General features: G+C 65.4%; 17 protein-coding genes. 10 read left to right on the forward strand and 7 right to left on the reverse strand.

What is annotated here, in order from left to right; genetic code table 11:
- Window positions 1–53: 53 nt before the first annotated feature.
- Both ABIB91_RS11050 and ABIB91_RS11055 read left to right on the forward strand, forming a co-directional pair.
- Window positions 54–746, forward strand: a complete 693-nt coding sequence (locus tag ABIB91_RS11050) for a response regulator transcription factor (RefSeq protein ID WP_219683023.1) — start codon at window positions 54–56, stop codon at window positions 744–746.
- A complete protein-coding gene (locus ABIB91_RS11055; RefSeq protein ID WP_354169409.1) occupies window positions 733–1,806 on the forward strand; it encodes a sensor histidine kinase in 1,074 nt (357 codons plus the stop codon). Before ABIB91_RS11050 ends, ABIB91_RS11055 begins: the two co-directional genes overlap by 14 nt.
- Here the strand turns inward: ABIB91_RS11055 and ABIB91_RS11060 are convergent.
- Window positions 1,803–2,174, reverse strand: a complete 372-nt coding sequence (locus tag ABIB91_RS11060) for a response regulator transcription factor (protein ID WP_007596549.1) — start codon at window positions 2,172–2,174, stop codon at window positions 1,803–1,805. The two genes, ABIB91_RS11055 and ABIB91_RS11060, sit on opposite strands and share 4 nt — an antisense overlap.
- Window positions 2,171–3,037 carry a S1C family serine protease gene (locus ABIB91_RS11065; RefSeq protein ID WP_007596547.1) on the reverse strand — a complete coding sequence of 289 codons (867 nt, stop codon included), beginning with the start codon at window positions 3,035–3,037 and terminating at the stop codon, window positions 2,171–2,173. Before ABIB91_RS11065 ends, ABIB91_RS11060 begins: the two co-directional genes overlap by 4 nt.
- A gap of 199 nt (window positions 3,038–3,236) precedes the next feature.
- Here ABIB91_RS11065 and ABIB91_RS11070 point away from each other — a divergent pair, with 199 nt between their 5' ends.
- The 3 genes from ABIB91_RS11070 to ABIB91_RS11080 all read left to right on the forward strand — a co-directional run bounded on the left by ABIB91_RS11070 (window position 3,237) and on the right by ABIB91_RS11080 (window position 7,698).
- Window positions 3,237–4,202 (forward strand): VOC family protein, encoded by a 966-nt coding sequence (locus tag ABIB91_RS11070; protein ID WP_354169412.1) that lies wholly within the window; start codon window positions 3,237–3,239, stop codon window positions 4,200–4,202.
- Window positions 4,203–4,266: 64 nt separating this feature from the next.
- Complete coding sequence (locus tag ABIB91_RS11075) at window positions 4,267–5,142, forward strand: dihydrodipicolinate synthase family protein (RefSeq protein WP_354169414.1); 876 nt, start codon at window positions 4,267–4,269, stop codon at window positions 5,140–5,142.
- 231 nt (window positions 5,143–5,373) lie between these two features.
- The gene (locus ABIB91_RS11080) at window positions 5,374–7,698 is read left to right on the forward strand and encodes a xanthine dehydrogenase family protein molybdopterin-binding subunit (RefSeq protein WP_354169416.1); all 2,325 of its coding nucleotides are present in this window, start codon (window positions 5,374–5,376) and stop codon (window positions 7,696–7,698) included.
- Window positions 7,699–7,788: 90 nt separating this feature from the next.
- Here the strand turns inward: ABIB91_RS11080 and ABIB91_RS11085 are convergent, their stop codons facing one another.
- Genes ABIB91_RS11085 through ABIB91_RS11095 form a run of 3 tightly spaced genes read right to left on the reverse strand, consistent with a single transcriptional unit; the run spans window position 7,789 to window position 11,009 of the window.
- A complete protein-coding gene (locus ABIB91_RS11085) occupies window positions 7,789–8,985 on the reverse strand; it encodes an acyl-CoA dehydrogenase family protein (RefSeq protein ID WP_354167797.1) in 1,197 nt (398 codons plus the stop codon).
- Window positions 8,986–9,000: 15 nt separating this feature from the next.
- Window positions 9,001–10,149, reverse strand: coding sequence for an acyl-CoA dehydrogenase family protein (locus ABIB91_RS11090; RefSeq protein ID WP_354167800.1), 1,149 nt, complete (start codon window positions 10,147–10,149; stop codon window positions 9,001–9,003).
- A 5-nt stretch (window positions 10,150–10,154) separates the two neighbouring features.
- Entirely contained in the window at window positions 10,155–11,009 is an 855-nt protein-coding gene (locus ABIB91_RS11095; RefSeq protein ID WP_354167803.1) for an enoyl-CoA hydratase, read from the reverse strand.
- Between the two features lie 183 nt (window positions 11,010–11,192).
- Between ABIB91_RS11095 and ABIB91_RS11100 the strand changes: the two genes are divergently transcribed.
- From ABIB91_RS11100 to ABIB91_RS11110, 3 genes are all read left to right on the forward strand, one after another.
- Window positions 11,193–11,801, forward strand: coding sequence for a LemA family protein (locus tag ABIB91_RS11100; RefSeq protein ID WP_007596535.1), 609 nt, complete (start codon window positions 11,193–11,195; stop codon window positions 11,799–11,801).
- A 132-nt stretch (window positions 11,802–11,933) separates the two neighbouring features.
- Window positions 11,934–12,827: a TPM domain-containing protein gene (locus tag ABIB91_RS11105; protein ID WP_354167806.1), complete on the forward strand. Its 894-nt coding sequence runs from the start codon at window positions 11,934–11,936 to the stop codon at window positions 12,825–12,827.
- Between the two features lie 3 nt (window positions 12,828–12,830).
- Window positions 12,831–13,328: a TPM domain-containing protein gene (locus tag ABIB91_RS11110; protein WP_354167809.1), complete on the forward strand. Its 498-nt coding sequence runs from the start codon at window positions 12,831–12,833 to the stop codon at window positions 13,326–13,328.
- Window positions 13,329–13,544: 216 nt separating this feature from the next.
- Here the strand turns inward: ABIB91_RS11110 and ABIB91_RS11115 are convergent, their stop codons facing one another.
- Together ABIB91_RS11115 and ABIB91_RS11120 are read right to left on the reverse strand one after the other, a co-directional pair.
- Complete coding sequence (locus ABIB91_RS11115; RefSeq protein WP_007596531.1) at window positions 13,545–14,357, reverse strand: MBL fold metallo-hydrolase; 813 nt, start codon at window positions 14,355–14,357, stop codon at window positions 13,545–13,547.
- Window positions 14,354–14,725, reverse strand: coding sequence for a Crp/Fnr family transcriptional regulator (locus ABIB91_RS11120; protein ID WP_219683033.1), 372 nt, complete (start codon window positions 14,723–14,725; stop codon window positions 14,354–14,356). Before ABIB91_RS11120 ends, ABIB91_RS11115 begins: the two co-directional genes overlap by 4 nt.
- A gap of 286 nt (window positions 14,726–15,011) precedes the next feature.
- Between ABIB91_RS11120 and ABIB91_RS11125 the strand changes: the two genes are divergently transcribed.
- Complete coding sequence (locus tag ABIB91_RS11125; RefSeq protein WP_354168085.1) at window positions 15,012–15,992, forward strand: hypothetical protein; 981 nt, start codon at window positions 15,012–15,014, stop codon at window positions 15,990–15,992.
- Between the two features lie 95 nt (window positions 15,993–16,087).
- Window positions 16,088–17,635 (forward strand): hypothetical protein, encoded by a 1,548-nt coding sequence (locus ABIB91_RS11130; protein WP_354167814.1) that lies wholly within the window; start codon window positions 16,088–16,090, stop codon window positions 17,633–17,635.
- The last annotated feature ends 1 nt before the right edge of the window (window position 17,636 follow it).

The raw sequence follows: 17,636 nt of genomic DNA on the forward strand, positions 1-17,636 counted from the left end.
CGCTCAGCCCCGGAACGGGATAGTCTGGTGGCGATCGTCGCGCGGAGTTTGTCATGTCCGGAGGTCACCGCCGCATTCTGGTCGTCGAGGACGATGCGGAAACCGCAGGCCAGCTCGTCGAGGAGCTGACGATTTCCGGCTACGACGTCGATCTCGCCGCCACCGGGCGCGAGGCCCTCAGCCACGGCGCCGCGCGCGACTATGCCGTGATCACCATCGACCGCATGCTGCCCGACATCGACGGCATCAGCGTGATGCGCCAGTTGCGCGACGACGGCATCGCCGCGCCGTTCCTGATCATCTCCGCACTTGGCGAAGTCGACGACCGCGTGCGCGGCTTGCGCGCCGGCGGCGACGACTATCTGGTCAAGCCGTTCTCCTTCACCGAATTGCTGGCGCGGCTGGAGGCGCTCGGCCGGCGCAGCGACACCGTTGCCAAGGAGACCATCCTGCGGGTCGGCGATCTCGCCGTCGACCTGATCGCACGTAGCGCGAGCCGCCGCGGCCGGAAGATTCCGCTGTTGCCGCGGGAATTCCAACTGCTCGAATATCTCGTCCGCAACGAGGGCCGCGTCGTCTCGCGTGCGATGCTGCTCCAGCATGTCTGGGATCTGCATTTCGATCCCTCCACCAACATCATCGACGTCTATGTCGGGCGCGTCCGTCGCAAGGTCGATGATGCCCAGGCCTATCCGCTGATCCACACCATCCGCGGCATCGGATATTGTCTCCGTGCTCCTGGCTAAAACGCTCCGCTCCTCGACCTTCCGCCTTGCGCTGATCGCGATCGCAGCATTTGGGCTGATCGTCGCGGCGATCATGGCCTATGTCTATTTCGGCACGATCGCCTATGTGCAGAGCCGTATCGGCGATGCCGGCGACCACAGCAGCTTCACCGCGATGATCGAGCTCGCGATGGCCGCTGTCGCCGTGCTGATGCTGGTGCTCGCCGGGCTCGCCGCGGTGCTGGTGACGCGCCGCACGGTCGGGCGAATCGAGGAGATCAACGCCACCAGCCGCGCCATCATGATGTCGGGCCTCGACCAGCGCATTCCCTTGCGCGGCAGTCACGACGAGTGGGACCGCGTCGCCGAAAACCTCAACCAGATGCTCGACCGCATCGAGACACTGATGGGCGAGGTCAAGCAGGTCAGCGACAACGTCGCCCATGATTTGCGTACGCCGCTGACGCGCATGCGGGGCCGGCTGGAGAAGGCCTATCACGCCCCTCGCAACGGCGAGGCCGACGCGGCTCTGATTGGTGACACCATCGCCGATCTCGACGCGGTGCTCGGCATGTTTGCCTCGATCACCCGCATCTCGGAGATCGAGACCCGCGCCCGCCGCAGCGCGTTTCGCACGCTTGATCTCGCCGAAATCGCCGGCGAGGTCGTCGAGCTCTACGATGCCGCCGCCGAACAGGTCGCGACGCGGCTCAGTCTGGGCGGCGATCGCGAGGTGGCGATCACGGGCGATCGCGACCTCCTGTTCGACGCCATCGCCAATCTCGTCGACAACGCGATCAAGCACGGCTGCGAAGGCGGGCAGGTGATCGTCACCTGCCGCCGCACCGACGGCGGTGCGACGATCGCGATCGCCGACGATGGTCCCGGCATTCCCACTGATGAGCGCGATCATGTGTTCAAGCGCTTCTACCGGCTCGAACAGAGTCGCTACACCCCCGGTAACGGCCTCGGCTTAAGCTTGGTCGCCGCGGTCGCCCGCCTCCATGGCGCCGAGATTGCCCTGCACGACAACGCGCCGGGGCTGACGGTTCAGCTCAGCTTCCCGCCGCACCTGCCCTAGAGTTCGATCACGCCGCGGCGGGCCGCATGTGCCACCGCATCGGTTCGGCCGGTGGCGTCGAGCTTGTCGAGCAGCGAGCCGACATGGAATTTGACCGTGTGGACGGAAATGCCGAGCTGACGCGCGATCATCTTGTTGGAGCCACCTTCCGCCATCAACGCCAGCACATCGAGCTCGCGCTGTGTCAGCGCGATGTCCTCAGGCATGATGCGCGGATCGCGGGTGACAATCGTCGCGGCCGCCTTCTCGCCGGGTTCGGCGAGGCGAAGCCCGGCGATATGGCCGAGCAGAGCCGCCAGGCGATCGGCGAGGGCGGGATCGTCGATCTCCAAGGCCAGAACGATCTCGGGGGCGATATCCTCGCTCACGCCGCCGGCCTCTCGCCGATCGTGACCTTGAAGCTGACCGGTTCGCCGCCGCGGCGCGCCGCGATATCGACCACCGCTCCGACGCTAGCCGGACCCAGCGTCCGCGACAGCGCGCGTACGCCGGACAGCTTCTGGTCGTTGACGGCGACGATGACGTCGCCCTGGCGGATGCCGGCCGCCGCCGAAGGGCCGGCCTTGTCGACATTCATCACCATCGCGCCGACGCCGTCGTCGAGCCGGACCGGCTGCAGCCCGAGGCCGAGATATCCGCGTGCGATGCGGCCGCGCGCCTCTAACTGGGCCGCGACCCGCTCGATTGTCGCTGTCGGGATCACCAGCACACGCCTCGGGCCGAGCACGGCCATGCCGAAGGCTTCCCCCGATGCATCGAGCGCGAGGCCGCCCTGCTGGCTAGAGCGCAAGCGGACGTCGAGCTCGATCCGCGCGTCGATGTCGCCGCCGCGCAAGGAGCGCCAGCTCTTGCCGGACAGCGACACCATGCCGAGCGCGGCGCTCGGCGCATCGCGGTTGGTGGCGACAACAACCGACAACGCGCCGAGGGGCGGCACAATTGTGGCCAGCTTGACCGGGGCAATCGCGCTATCGACGCGCAGCAGTGCGACATCCGTCGTATGGTCGCGGCCTGCGATCGTGGCGGCCGCGGTGCTGCCGTCGGGGAGGCCGATCTCGACGTCGCCCTCGTCGGCCAGCGCCTCGTCGGCGGTGACGATCAGGCCGGGTTTCCAGACGAAGCCGGTGGCGCGGGAGCGATGCGAATGCACGGCGACGACGGAGGGCGCGGTGCGCGCCACGACGTCAGCGAGCGCCGACGATAGGGAGGTCAGGGGAGTTGAGTCGGTCATGGGGGGCTCCTGTAAGCTGCCCCCAATCTGGGATGTCGCGGCCGATTGTGAAACTGGCCGGATGGCCAGGAAATGAGCAGGGAAAGCTGGTCCGTAAGACCACGGCCGACGAACATGTGATTGGGAGCCGCTCACGGCAACGTGTAGCAATCGAGAAATTGCGCCGTACGGCCCTAAACCTTTCAGCGAGCCCTGACCGATGACCATCGACCTCACCCGCCGCACCCTGCTTCAACTCGCCGGCGCCGCCTCGCTTGCAATGGCGGCGGCGGGCGCGGCGCGCGCCGAGGGCGCCCCACAGGGCGGCGGTCCGACCTATGCCAGCCGCACCCCGATGCGGGTCGGCATGGTGACGCTCCGGGTGAAGAATCTCGACAAGGTCGCCGACTACTACCGCGACGTGATCGGCCTTACCGTGATGGAACGCTCGGCGAGCGCCGCCAAGCTCGGCACGGCAGGCATCGCGCTGCTGGCGCTGGAGTCCCGTCCTGATGCCGAGATCGAGCCGCGCAACGCCGCCGGCCTTTACCACACCGCCTTCCTGATGCCGACCCGCAAGGACTTGGCGCGCTGGTTGGTCGCAGCGGCCTCGCATCGTGTGCCGCTGTCGGGCTTTGCCGATCATCTCGTCAGCGAGTCCGTCTATCTCGACGATCCCGAAGGCAACGGCATCGAGGTCTATGCCGACCGCGATCCCTCGCAATGGCAGTGGAGCGAGGGCAGCGTGAAGATGGCGGCCGACGAGCTCAACATTCCCGACCTGCTGTCGCTGACCAATACGCGCGTGCCTGATTATGCCAAGGCGCCCGACGGTCTGCGCATCGGCCACATGCACCTGCGCGTCGGCGACCTCACGCAGGCTGAGCGCTTCTATCACGGTGCCATCGGCCTGGACCCGACCCGCAGCCGCAACGGTGCCGCGTTCCTGTCGTCGGGCCGCTACCACCATCACCTCGGCATGAACGTCTGGCAGAGTCAGGGCGCCGGCCAACGCGACGATCAGGCAACAGGGCTCGCCTGGTTCTCGCTGGTGACGGAGAAGCCGGACCTGCTTGCCGCGCAGGACGAGCGCCTGCGCAAGGGCGGCGCGAAAGTCACGGCGCTGGCGAATGGCGTGGAGGCGATCGATCCCTGGGGCACGCGGGTGCGGCTGATCAGGGTTTGATCGCCGGCGCGAGCGTTGGTAAGACCGGTCAGGCGCAAGCCAGTTTCCGGGATTTACAGCTGACATGTCCGATTTTCGCGGCGTCTTCCCCTATCTCGTCTCGCCCGTCGCTGCCGACGGCGCAGTGCGGACGAACGTGCTCGCAAGGCTCTGCGACGATCTGATAAGCGCCGGCGTCCACGGTCTGACCCCGCTCGGCTCGACCGGCGAGTTCGCCTATCTCAATGCCGCCCAACGCACCGCGGTCGTGCAGACCACGATCGAGGCGGCAAGGGGACGCGTGCCTGTAGTCGCGGGCGTCGCCTCCACCTCGACGGCGGACGCGGTGGCGCAGGCGAAGGCGTATCAGAAGCTCGGTGCCGACGGCATTCTGGCGATCCTGGAAGCGTATTTCCCGCTCGCCGATGCCCAAATCGAATCCTATTTTCGCGCCATCGCGGATGCCGTGGACATCCCCGTCGTGATCTACACCAATCCGCAATTCCAGCGCTCCGATCTCACCCTCGACACCATCGCGCGCCTCGCCGAGCATCCGCGCATCGGCTACATCAAGGACGCCTCGACCAACACCGGCCGGCTGCTCTCGATCATGAACCGCTGCGGCGATGCCTTGCGGGTGTTCTCGGCCTCCGCCCACATTCCGGCCGCAGTGATGCTGATCGGCGGGCTCGGCTGGATGGCGGGCCCCGCCTGTATCATCCCAAGCCAGAGCGTCGCGCTCTATGACCTCTGCAAGGCCGGTCGCTGGGACGAGGCGATGGCGCTCCAGCGCAGGCTGTGGCGCATTAACGAGGCTTTTGCCCGCTTCAACCTGGCGGCTTGCATCAAGGCCGGCTTGGCCATCCAGGGCTACGACGTCGGCGATCCCGTCCCGCCGCAGACCGCTCTCACCGCCGATGCGCGCAAGGTCGTGGAAGCGGCCTTGCGGGAGTTGGCGTAGCCATCCCCTCTCGTCATGGCCGGGCATAGCCGTCCGAAGGACGGCGTCGCTTTCGCTCGCCTATGTCCCGGCTATCCACGCGCTTCGACACGAAAAGTACGTGGATGCCCGGGACAAGCCCGGGCATGACGAAATCGCGGATATACCGCTTAAAAGCGCGGCTGGTATGCCCTTGATCGATCCGCTAAAAGGCGGCCCGCAGTTTCGAAAAGACCCTGAGGACCCCACGGAATGAACATTCTTCCCGGCAATTTGCGTTTCGGAGCGGGGCAGCCCGTCAAGCGTTTGGAAGACCAGCGACTGCTCACCGGGAAGGGACAGTTCATCGACGACAAGCCGGAAGATGGCGCGCTGTGGTTGTACCTGTTGCGCTCGCCGCATGCCCACGCGAAGATCGTCTCGATCGACACGGCCGCCGCCACGGCGATGCCTGGCGTGACCGCGGTCTACACCGGCGCCGACCTCGTCAAGGACGACATCGGAATCATCCCGACCTTGAGTATCTTCAAGCGCCCCGACGGCAAGCCGATGACGGTGCCGCCACGCCGCCTGCTGGCGCACGAAATCGTGCGCTATGCGGGCGAGGCCGTGGCCGCCGTGGTGGCCTCCTCGCGTGCCGACGCGCAGAGCGCGGCCGAAGCGATCGTGGTCGAATATGACGTGCAGCCGGCCGTGGTCGATCCCGTCGAGGCGGTCAAGCCCGGTGCGCCATTGGTGTGGCCGGAGGCGCCCGACAACATCGTCGGCGCGATGAGCTACGGCGATGCCGCCAAGGTGGACGAGGCTTTTGCCAAGGCGGCGCATACCGTCGAGCTCGATCTCGTCAGCCAGCGCCTGGTGCCGTCGGCCATGGAGCCGCGCTCGACCATTGCCGAGATCGACAAGGCGTCCGGCCGCCTTCTGCTGCATGTGCAGTCGCAGACGCCCGCCTCGACCCGCGACGTGCTGGCCGAGGCCGTGCTGAAGCGGCCGAAGGACAGCGTGCGCGTCCTGGTCGGCGATATCGGCGGCGGCTTTGGCCAGAAGACCAACCTCTATCCCGAGGACGGCATCGTCGCCTATGCCGCAACCAAGCTGAACAGGAAGATCCGTTGGCGCGGCGACCGCACCGATGAATTCGTCGGCGGCACCCACGGCCGCGATCTCACCTCGACCGCTTCCTTCGCGCTCGACGAGAAGGGCAAGGTGCTGGCCTACCGCGTCAAGTCGATCGGCTGCACCGGAGCCTACTCGTCAGGTGCGGGGAATATCATCCCGCTGGTGCTGGGGCCGTTCGTGCAGACCGGCGTCTACGATTTGCCGCTGGTGCATTTCGAGGTGAAGTCGGTGATGACCCACACCGCGCCGGTCGGTGCCTATCGTGGTGCGGGCCGGCCCGAGGCCGTGTTCATCGTCGAACGCCTGTTCGACGCGGCCGCGCGGAAAATCGGCATGGACCCGCGCGCGATCCGGAAAGCCAACTACATCAAGCCGGCGCAACTGCCCTACACCAATGCTGCGGGGCAGGTTTACGACTCCGGCGCCTTCGCGCACATGCTCGATCGCGCCGTGAAGCTTGCGGACTGGGACGGCTTTGCCGCGCGCAAGAAGGCCGCGAAGAAGAAGGGCCTGCTCTATGGCCGCGGGCTCACCTCCTATATCGAATGGACCGGCGGCCGTGCCCACACCGAAAAGGTCAGCCTGCACGCGACGTCGGAAGGCCGCGTCATCCTGCATTCCGGCACCATGGCGATGGGGCAGGGCTTGCAGACCACCTACACCCAGATGATCTCCGACACGCTCGGCATTGCCATGGACAAGATCGACGTGGTCCAGGGCGATACTGATCTGGCGACGGGCTTCGGCAGCGTCGGCTCGCGTTCGCTGTTCGTCGGCGGCACGGCGGTCGCGGTCTCCTCCAACGATCTGATCCAGAAGGCGCGCGAGAAGGCGGCGAACGTGCTGGAGACCTCGATCGAGGACATCGAATACCAGGGCGGCATGCTCACCGTGGTCGGCACCGACCGCCGCATCAGCCTGTTCGACATTGCCGAGAAAGAAGGCGGCGCGAAACTCAGCGTCGATTCCGAAGGCGAGGTCGACGGTCCGAGCTGGCCGAACGGCACCCATATCTGCGAGGTCGAGATCGACCCCGAGACCGGCGTGTCCAAGGTCGTGCGCTACACCACCGTCGACGACGTCGGTGTCGCCGTGAACCCGATGCTAGTGAGCGGCCAGATCCATGGCGGCGTCGCACAGGGCATCGGTCAGGCGCTGTATGAGGGCGTGTCCTATGATGCCGACGGCCAGCTGCTCACTGCGAGCTATCAGGACTATTGCATCCCGCGCGCCGACGACGTTCCGCCGATCGTTGTGACGCTGGACGATTCCGCGCCCTGCCGCACCAATCCGCTCGGCGCCAAGGGCTGCGGCGAATCCGGCGCCATCGGCGGTCCGCCCTGCGTCACCAACGGTGTGATGGATGCGCTCGCCGAACTCGGCATCACCCAACTGAATACGCCGCTGACGCCGCAGAAGATCTGGCAGGCGATCCGGGATGCGAAGGTGGGCGGTTAGCGGCCATTGTCGTGCTGGCTGTCGCCACAAATCCAACTCGTCGTCCCGGCCTTCGCCGGGACGACACCGAGGGTGAGGAAAAAGTTCGCGCTAAATCCCCAGCATCATCTTCGCAATAATATCGCGCTGGATCTCCGAGGTGCCGCCGAAGATCGTGTAGGCGCGGCCGTTGAGATATTCCGGTACCACCGTCAGCATCTCCTCCGGCATCGGCGGCTCATGGTTGAGCCTGTAGAGCGGGCGCATCGGCTCGACCGCGAGGGCGTCATGGCCGATCACGTCGGCGCCGAGCCGGGTCACGGCCTGGCGGATCTCGCTGTTGCGCAGCTTCAGGATCGACGACACCGCACCGGGATTCTGTCCGGTCTGCAACGCCGACAGCACGCGCAGCTCGGTCATCTCCAGCGCGTCGATGTCGACCTCGACCTCGGAGATACGCGTTGCGATGTCAGGGCTGTCGATGGCGCGCCCCGTCAGGTCGGACTCGGCAAGCTCCGCGATCGCCTTCAGCCCCTCGCGCAATTTTGCCGAGGCGATGCCGGAGCCGCGCTCGAACTCGAGCAGATATTTTCCGTAGGTCCAGCCCTTGCCTTCCTCGCCGACGCGGTTCGCCACGGGAACGCGCACGTCGTCGAAGAACACCTGGTTGACCTCGTGGTCGCCGCCGATGGTGAGGATCGGGCGCGTTGTGATGCCCGGTGTCTTCATGTCGATCAGGATGAAGCTGATGCCGTCCTGCTGCCGCGGGCCGTCGCTGGTGCGCACCAGCGCGAACATGCGGTTGGCGTGGTGGGCATGCGTGGTCCAGATCTTGGTGCCGTTGATGACGTAGTCGTCGCCGTCGCGCACCGCGCGGGTCTTCAGCGAAGAGAGATCGGAGCCGGAGCCCGGCTCGGAATAGCCCTGGCACCAATAGTCTTCGCCGGAGAGAATGCGCGGCAGGTAGAAGTTCTTCTGCTCCGCCGAGCCGAAACCGATGATGACGGGGCCGACCATCTTCACGCCCATCACGTTGACATTGGGCACCCCGGCCCGCGCACTTTCGGTCTCGAAAATCCAGCGCTGCGCCGGCGTCCAATCCGGACCGCCATGCTCGATCGGCCAGCCCGGCGCGCCCCAGCCTTGCTTGTGCAGCGTGCGCTGCCAAGCCATGCCGATATCGGGGTCGGAGAACACCGACGGCGTCAGCGCGGTCGCGCGCTTCATCTCCTCGGTGAGATTTTTCGCAATGAAGCCGCGCACCTCGCCCTGGAAGGCGCGCTCCTCGGCATTGAACGACAGGTCCATGATGCGCTCCTTGTGTCAGGCTGGCACGGTGGTGCGGCCAAGCCGGGCGTGGCGGCCATAATGGTGGGCGCTGCCGCCGAACAGCGTGTCGAAGGCGACCAGCCGCTTGAAATAAGCGCCGACCTCGAGCTCTTCGGTGACGCCCATGCCGCCGTGCAGCTGGATCGACTGCTCGCCGACGAAACGTGCGGATCTGCCGATCTTCGCCTTCGCGCCCGACGCCGCCCGCGCGCGCTCGACCGGATCGGAGTCGACCTTCAGCGCGGCGCGCAACGCCATCGAACGCGCTTCGTCGACCTGCACCGCCATGTCGGCGAGGCGGTGGCGGATCACCTGGTTGGCCGAGAGCGGCCGGCCGAATTGCTTTCGGATTTTTGTGTACTCCAGCGTGGTGTCCAGCAGCACCTGCATGATGCCGACGGCCTCGGCGCCAAGCGCAGCCATGGCGCGGTCAACAGCCCATTCGATGGCCGCCAGTGCGTCATGCCCGTTGCCGAGCAGGGCATCCTCCGGCAGTTGCACGTCCGACAGCTCGATGTTGCAGGCCCGCCCGCCGCCGAGGCGCTCGTAGTCGGAGATGGCAACATTCGGCGTCGTCGCCGGCACCAGAAACAGGCCAATCCGGGCCGACGGCCCTTGATGATCATGGATATGCGCGGAGACGACAATCTCGTCGGCGGCATGGCCATCGAGCACGGCAATCTTGCTGCCGGCAAGGCGCCAGCCTTGCGCCGTCTTGTGGGCGGTGGTTGCAACCTTGGCAAGATCGAATCGCGCCGCGCGCTCGGAATGCGCGAACGCGAGCTTCAACGATCCATCCGCGATCTTCGGCAGGATGGCCTGCTTTTGCGCCGTGCTGCCGCACCGCTCGATCAACGCAGCGCCAAGCACGACCGTTGCGATATACGGCTCCGACACCAGCCCGCGGCCGAAGGCGTCCATCAAAATGCCGATCTCGACCGCGCCGCCGCCAAGCCCGCCAAATTCCTCCGCGATCGGTAATGCCAGCCAGCCGAGTTCGGCGAATTGCGTCCACATCGCCGGGCTGAAGCCGAGCGGGTCGTTCGCCATCTTGCGGCGGTGATCGGCATCGTAGCTTTCGGCCACGAAGCGCTCCGCGCTTTCGCGCAGCAGCCGTTGCTCGTCGGTGAGATTGAGATCCATCCTGTCTACTCCGCGGCTGCCGGCGGCTTGCGCACGGAGGGGTGCAGGCCGGATGGATCGACCACCATGCCGAATTCCTGAAGATTATGCGCGTGGCAGAGCTGATGCAGCGCAAAGGCCTGGTCGATCGCGGCCGGCTGGCCCATCACGTCAACCGAGCGGTTCACGGCTTCCTTGGTCAGCTTCAGCGCAAAGGACGGTTTTGACGCTATTTTGCGCGCCAGCTCCAGCACGACGGATGAAAGCTCTGCGCGCGGCACGACCCGGTTGACCATGCCGAGCTGGTGCGCCTCCTGCGCGCTCCACGCGTCGGCCGTGAATAGAAATTCCTTGGCCTTGCGCGGGCCGAGCTCCCAGGGGTGCACGAACCATTCGACGCCGCAGACACCCATGGTGACCACGGGATCGCAGAACTGCGCATCGTCGCTGGCGACGATCAGATCGCAGGCCCAGGCCAGCATCAGGCCGCCGGCGATGCACTTGCCGTGCACCTCGGCAATGGTCGGCTTGGCGAGGTTGCGCCAGCGCCGCGTGATCTGGAGATAGATTTCCTGCTCGCGCGCGAAGCGGCCATGAGCGTTTGCTTCGGCGAAACCGCCCCAATTCCCGATCGGCGGAAAATCCACGCCGGCTTCATTCTTGCTGCCGGGCCGCAAATCATGGCCCGAGGAGAAGTGCGGACCGTTGCCGGCGAGAATGATCACCTTGACCGAATCGTCCTGCACCGCCTCATCGAAAGCGGCGCTGAGATCGTAGGTCATTTGCAGGTTCTGCGCGTTGCGCGCGTCGGGCCGGTTCATCACGATCCGGGCAATCGCCGGCTCCGGCCTCTCCACGAGGATGGTCTCGAACGAACTCATCGCGTTCCCCTGGCGTTCCCGACCCGGTATTATTGTTCCCTCAAGTTGACTATTACAGCCGGGATTAAGCAAGAGGCTTGCGTACATCGGCTGCATTTCGCGGCCTCGGCCCGGACGCAAGATGTCTGGCATCTCGCGCGCGCAATCTGGTAGCTTGCACCCGATTCCACCGGGAGAAATTTGATGCGCAAGATCCTGACCGTACTGGCGGCGCTGGCCTCGTTGAGCCTCACCAATTGCGGCTACAACGCGATCCAGAGCGAGGACGAGCAGATCAAGGCCAACTGGTCCGAGGTCGTGAACCAGTATCAGCGCCGCGCCGATCTCGTGCCCAATCTCGTCAACTCGGTGAAGGGTTTTGCGCAGCAGGAGAAGGACGTGCTGCTCGGCGTCACCAATGCCCGCGCCAAGGTCGGCAGCATCCAGGCGACGCCCGAGGTGCTGAACGATCCCGCCGCATTCCAGAAATTCCAGGCCGCCCAGGGCGAGCTCTCCGGCGCGCTGTCGCGGCTGCTCGTGGTCACCGAGAACTACCCGCAGCTCAAGTCGGATGCGCTGTTCAAGGATTTGATGTCGCAGCTCGAGGGCACCGAGAACCGCATCACGGTGGCGCGCAACCGCTACATCAAGGCGGTCCAGGACTACAACGTCACCATCCGGTCGTTCCCGAGCAACGTCACCGCGATGATGTTCGGCTACAAGGAGAAGCCGAACTTCACGGTCGGGAACGAGAAGGAAATCTCGACCGCACCGAAGGTCGATTTTAATCCGGCGCCCGCGCCGTCGAAGTAAGTGCCTTCGACTCCGATGCATACCCCACCCACCACTGTCATTCCCCGCGAAGGCGGGGAATCCAGTACGCCGCGGCTTCACCGTATCCCGCTGGCGTCTCTGGAATACTGGATCGCCCGGTCAAGCCGGGCGATGACAGCCCATGAGTGGCGAGCGATAGTCGCTGTCGCATTCTCATTCTTCCTCACCTTTGCGCTTCCCGCCTCGGCCGATGTCGCCATACCCCAACTCACCGGCCGCGTGGTCGATCAGACCGGCACGCTCTCCAGCGGTGACATCGCCGCGTTGTCGCAAAAGCTGCAGGACTTCGAGACGCGCAAGGGCAGCCAGGTCGCCGTCCTGATCGTGCCGACGACGGATCCGGAGACGATCGAGCAATTCGCGATCCGCGTTGCGGAGGCCTGGAAGATCGGGCGCAAGAAGGTCGATGACGGCGCCATCCTCGTCGTGGCCAAGAACGACCGGCATTTGCGCATCGAGGTCGGTTACGGCCTCGAGGGCGCGCTCACCGACGTCACGTCGCGGCGCATCATCGATGAAGCCATCACGCCGAAATTCAGGAGTGGCGATTTCGCCGGTGGCATCACGGCGGGCGTCGACCGCATGATCCGCGTCATCGATGGCGAGCCGCTGCCGACGCCCTCGCGCAGCGTGAATTTCGGCGATTGGAACGACGTCGAGCCGCTTTTTTACTTCCTGCTGTTCGGCCCGCTGGTCATCGGCGGAATCCTGCGCTCCATGTTCGGGCGGCTGTTCGGTTCGGGGATAACCGGAGCGATCGTTGGTGTCCTCGCCTGGTTCGTGATCGGCTCTGCGGTCATCGGGTTGGGCGTCGGTGTGCTCGGCGCCGTCCTGACGTTTATTGCCGATCTGTTTGGGGCGGGATCGGGCACGGGATCCTCGCGTCGCGGCTCGTGGTCGAGCGGCTCGTCATCCGGCGGCTGGAGCGGCGGGTCGTCGTCGAGCGGCGGCTTCAGCGGCGGTGGCGGCAGTTTTGGCGGCGGCGGCGCTTCGGGGAGCTGGTAGGTCATGAGCATCAGGCGCATCACCCGGCATCTGCTCCAGCACCATTGGCGCGCCAAGCAGGTGTTTCCGAAGGCCGTGCTCGACCGCATCGAGCAGGCGATCAACCGCGGCGAAGCCATGCATTCCGGCCAGGTGCGGTTCGTGGTCGAAGGCGCGCTCGACGGCGGTCCGCTATTTCGCAACCAGCCGGCGCGCGAGCGCGCGCTCGACGTCTTCTCGCAACTGCGCATCTGGGACACCGCGCACAACAACGGCGTCCTGATTTATCTCCTGCTCGCCGACCGCGATGTCGAGATCATCGCCGACCGCGGTATCGATGCGAAGGTTGGTCGCGAACGTTGGGAGAGCATCTGCCGCGCGATGGAGGCGGAGTTCAGATTAGGGCAATTCGAACGCGGCGTGATCGACGGCATCGAGGCGGTGTCCCGCGAGCTGGCAAGGCATTTCCCGCCGCAGGGCCCGCATGCGAACGAGCTGCCGGATGCGCCGGTGGTGATGTAGTCGCTACAAGCAGGCGGTGATGGAGCCCCGCTGTCGTCCTGGCGAAAGCCAGGACCCATTACCCCAGGGAGGGAGAAGTTTGGCGAAGATTCATCGTTCGGTACGCCTGCTGCGTACGGCCGATGGACCTCGCGGTATGGGTCCTGGCTTTCGCCAGGACGACGTTGTGGGGACATCGGTGCTTCGCCTCGCGGGCACACGCAGCCGCACGCCCACCTAATCGTCCAGCTTGTTCAGATCCCGCACCGACTGCATGATCGGCTCGAAGTTCGAGCGCGCATCCAGCGCTTCGAACAATTGTGCGGTGTCCTCCAGCAAGCCGTGCGACCGCGCAATGGCGATACGCACGTCTTCCTGTGGCGCGTCCGATAGCCGGCCGTGGCCTGAAAGCAGGATCCTCGCGTTCAATCCCTTCAGCCGCTCCAGCGACTCGATGTAGTCGGCGATGCTGCCGGAGCCGAACACGCCGCCCATCACGCCGCCGGGCATGAGCGTATCGGCGGCGAACAACAGCCCCTTGTCCTGATCGAACAGCGTGATGCAGGCCGAGGTGTGGCCGGGCGTGTGCATCACGTTGAGACGGAAATTGCCGAGGTCGATCAGATTGCCTTCCTCGAGCCAGATGTCGATATTAACAGGCACGTTCGGCTCGTTGAACATCTTTCGCAGCATCGAGAAGTCGTCGCGCAGCATGATCTTGTTGGCGGCGAGGCGATGGGCGGCGACGAAGGTGCGGCGCTCGTTGAAGTGCCAGGCTGCGCCGATGTGGTCGAGATGCTCGTGGCTGAGCACCACCATGTCGATCTTCTCCGGCGGGCAGCCGACGAAGTTCAGGCATTCGACCATCGCCGCATAGTTCGAGGATAGCCCGGTATCGATCAGGATGGTTCGCGCCGAGCCGCGCACGAGATAGACGTTGGCGGCGCGATTGGAGAAACGGATCTGGTAGACGTCGTCCGCCGCCTGGATCAGCGAGCAGGTGTCGTTCTTCATCAGGACCGGAAAGGCCGTCGGCTTGCCGTCGCTCATGATTGGGCCGCCCGGTAGTTGACCGCGTTGGCGGCGCGCAGGCGTTTCGACAGCGCGTCCATCACCATCAGCGCAAACGCCGGCTGCTGGCTGACGAGATAGACGAAGCGGGCATGGTTGACCCTCATCACCTTGGTGTTCGGCGCCGCCGCGATCGCGGTCGCCGAACGTGCGGAGCCGTCGATCACGGCCATCTCGCCGAAGAATTCGCCCTTGCCGAGTTTGATGATGCTGGTCTTGCTGGCGCCGCTGAACCTGGCGATCTCGACCTCGCCGTCAAGGACAACGTACAGCTCGCGGCCGGTCGAGCCCTCCTCGAAAATGATGTCATCGACGCCAAACTCGTTGATGCACTTCTCGATCGTCATGACACCCCCAAGGGCTCTGCAGCCGTTCTGGCTGACAGGACAGTCATGTTAGCGGGGTAACAGGGGCGGGCAACAGCTCCTTCGGCGAGAGCGTGGCCTACCGCAGGGCAGCATCGGCTGACAATTTGTTGCACAGCGCCACATCGGTTCCACTTTCCCGGCCCAATTCGGCCCCGGATGAATTCCTAAAATTTTGGTAAGCGGGTCCGCAGGTAAGGAATTCGCAAGCAATGAAAGTTACCAAAAGGTCAACCGAGACTGGAGTATTTGAGCCGTGAGCGAACCAATGCCCGAGCAGGCCGCCCAGGATACTGGCGTCGTCGAAGCCGCAGCGACCGTGCCGCAGGCCATCGAGGCTGCTGCCGGCATCGAGGCCCCCTCGATTGCCCCCGACCACGAGACGCCGCCCAAACCCGACCTGGCCAAGGTCGAGCCCCCAAAAATCGAGGCATCGAGGATCGAGACGCCGAAGTTCGAAGCCAAAGCCGAGACCAAGCCTGAAACCAAGTCCGAGCCAAAGCCCGGCAAGCTCATCGTCATGGCACCCGCGGAGCGGTCCTGGGACCGCGAGGAGTTCGCGCCGCATGTGAAAGCAGACGAGCCGCGCGAGACCGGCGGCAAGCGCCGCCTGTCGGCGATGGCCGCGGTGGTGGCGATTGCGGCCAGTGTCGGCGCCATCAGCGGCGTGCTCGCGACCGCAGGGATGATGCACTTCGCAAGCCCCGCGCCGGCACAGGTTGCCGACACCGGCGCGCTGGAATCCTCGGTCGCCCGGATCGATGCCGATGTCGTCGCGCTCAAGGCCAACGTCGAGCACACGTCCAAGACCGGCCTCGGCCAGTTCAACCGCACCAACGACCGCCTCGACAAGCTCGAGAAGGCGCAGGCCGAGCCGATGGCCAAAATCGCGAAACTGTCCGAGACCGTCGACAAGCTCCGCGCCACCCCGCCCGCGGCGCCCGCCCAGGCCGCAGCCGCCGTGCCGGCCCGTGAGACCACCGGCTCGATCGCACCGGCGCAGGTTGCGACCGCGGCAGCTGCGCCAGTTCCCGCCGCACCCAAGACCGAAATCGGCCGGCTGCCGACGGTCGAAGGCTGGGTGCTGCGCGACGTCTCCAACGGCGGCGCACTGGTCGAGGGTCGCAATGGCCTCTACGAGGTCTATGCCGGCGACCCCATCCCCGGCGTTGGCCGTGTCGATGCGATCCGCCGTCAGGACGGCCGCTGGGTGGTCGTCACCAGCAAAGGGCTGATCGTCGCGCGCTGAGCGGCTCATCATCCGACTTTCGAAGAGGCGCTTCACCACGATGTGAAGCGCCTTTTTTGCTTGAATAGCCGTCCCTGCGCGGTGTTACCTGAGGCATGAGCCGCGCCTTGCGAATTCTCGTTGCCGCCGCCGTATTTTTCGGCGGCATCGTATCGTTGTTGGCCGCGGAGAACGCGCAGCTGGCGCGCGGCACGGCGATCACCGATCCCGATCTCCTGCGCGAGCTCGACCAGCACGACGCACTCACGATCTCGCGCCTGTTGTGGCCGGAGCGGAACGCGAACTTTCCGCTGACGACCGATCTGATGTTTTCGTGGTTGTCGCAGCTCAAGGAGATTCCTCCCGCGATCGAAGCGGAGATCGACCGCTACGTCGCGCGGCAGAAGGCGGCATATCCGACCGAGACCATCGGCGTCGGCGAGGGCTTTGACGTGCAATTGTTCGATCGGTCCAATCTGAAATCCCGCGACACCCGTTTCGTGCTGGCCGGCATCGTCAACCGCATGGACCGGGCCTATGTCTCGGAAGAGTCTTGCGGCGAGATCAGGCTGATCTATCGTCTCGCGCGTTTCGAGACCAAACCGGATGGCGGCAGGACTGCCACGCGGCTGCCGATGACGCTCAATCTGGTGATGAAGGCGCGCGACGCGCGCCAGATGGACGGGAACGGCAAGCCGATCACCTGCGCCGAGGTCGCGCGACGCTGGCTCGGCAATGGCGATTGGCAGGGGCTGATCGGCAGCGACTTCTTCCCTTACGATGCGATGCTCGATCGCATCGAGACTAACATTCAGATCTCGGTTGCGGCGAAATCAGCGCTGCACGATTTCCGCTCCGACTATCTGCTCAAGGTGTTCAAGTACGACGCCGCCTCGAAGACGTTCGAGGAAGCGACGCTGGAGAACCAGATCGACCGTGACCGCATCCTCACGGACGACGCGCTCCGGCGCGACTTCAGGGATTGGCTGCTCGCGCCCGATCATCTTCGCGACTTCGATCGCGGCACGGTGCTGATCCCGGAAAAGTTCCTGGCCAAGGCTGCGGTGGTGCCGACGCCCGCCGGCCTCGATGCGTCTCCGTTGCAGCCGGAGTTCGGGATGATGCAGGGGGAGGGCAACGGAGAGGGGCAAGGCGAGCCGGTCTTCTCCGACAGCGACGTGGTCGGTGCGTTGAAGCAAGCGGCCGCGCGCGGCGACATGCAGAACGTCCGCTCGGTCGCGGGCTTCCAGCGCCGCCTCAACGACGTCACCTGTGCCGGCTGCCACCAGACCCGCGGCATCGGCGGCTTTCATTTCCCGGGCGTCGATTGGCTTACGGACAAGCCGTCCAATGCGACCATCGTGCCGGCCTCGCCGCATTTTCTTGGCGACCAGATCCGCCGCCGCGACATCCTGACCGCGATGGCCGCGGGCAAACGTCCTGATTTCTCACGCGGATTTGCCAGCCGGCCGCAGACCCGCGGCAGCACTGAGCTGGCGGGGACCGAATATCAGGACGGCTGGGGCGCGCATTGTTCCCTGGAAAATGCAGGATCGGGATCGGCCGACAAGAGTTTTACGTCATGGAGCTGTGCTAAAGGGCTGACCTGTCAGGCTGCCGCGGCCTCGCGCCGCATCGGCATGTGCTTCATCAAGACGCGTTAAG

The organism is Bradyrhizobium sp. JR4.3, assembly GCF_040547695.1.
Classification (GTDB): domain Bacteria; phylum Pseudomonadota; class Alphaproteobacteria; order Rhizobiales; family Xanthobacteraceae; genus Bradyrhizobium; species Bradyrhizobium canariense.

Coding starts and splice junctions, on each gene's coding strand:
- ABIB91_RS11110 (WP_354167809.1), top strand. CDS start 12,831: ATGAGCATCAGGCGCATCACCCGGCATCTGCTCCAGCACCATTGGCGC.
- ABIB91_RS11100 (WP_007596535.1), top strand. CDS start 11,193: ATGCGCAAGATCCTGACCGTACTGGCGGCGCTGGCCTCGTTGAGCCTC.
- ABIB91_RS11070 (WP_354169412.1), top strand. CDS start 3,237: ATGACCATCGACCTCACCCGCCGCACCCTGCTTCAACTCGCCGGCGCC.
- ABIB91_RS11095 (WP_354167803.1), bottom strand. CDS start 11,009: ATGAGTTCGTTCGAGACCATCCTCGTGGAGAGGCCGGAGCCGGCGATT.
- ABIB91_RS11125 (WP_354168085.1), top strand. CDS start 15,012: ATGCCCGAGCAGGCCGCCCAGGATACTGGCGTCGTCGAAGCCGCAGCG.
- ABIB91_RS11130 (WP_354167814.1), top strand. CDS start 16,088: ATGAGCCGCGCCTTGCGAATTCTCGTTGCCGCCGCCGTATTTTTCGGC.
- ABIB91_RS11120 (WP_219683033.1), bottom strand. CDS start 14,725: ATGACGATCGAGAAGTGCATCAACGAGTTTGGCGTCGATGACATCATT.
- ABIB91_RS11050 (WP_219683023.1), top strand. CDS start 54: ATGTCCGGAGGTCACCGCCGCATTCTGGTCGTCGAGGACGATGCGGAA.
- ABIB91_RS11080 (WP_354169416.1), top strand. CDS start 5,374: ATGAACATTCTTCCCGGCAATTTGCGTTTCGGAGCGGGGCAGCCCGTC.
- ABIB91_RS11115 (WP_007596531.1), bottom strand. CDS start 14,357: ATGAGCGACGGCAAGCCGACGGCCTTTCCGGTCCTGATGAAGAACGAC.
- ABIB91_RS11090 (WP_354167800.1), bottom strand. CDS start 10,149: ATGGATCTCAATCTCACCGACGAGCAACGGCTGCTGCGCGAAAGCGCG.
- ABIB91_RS11065 (WP_007596547.1), bottom strand. CDS start 3,037: ATGACCGACTCAACTCCCCTGACCTCCCTATCGTCGGCGCTCGCTGAC.
- ABIB91_RS11085 (WP_354167797.1), bottom strand. CDS start 8,985: ATGGACCTGTCGTTCAATGCCGAGGAGCGCGCCTTCCAGGGCGAGGTG.
- ABIB91_RS11105 (WP_354167806.1), top strand. CDS start 11,934: ATGACAGCCCATGAGTGGCGAGCGATAGTCGCTGTCGCATTCTCATTC.
- ABIB91_RS11075 (WP_354169414.1), top strand. CDS start 4,267: ATGTCCGATTTTCGCGGCGTCTTCCCCTATCTCGTCTCGCCCGTCGCT.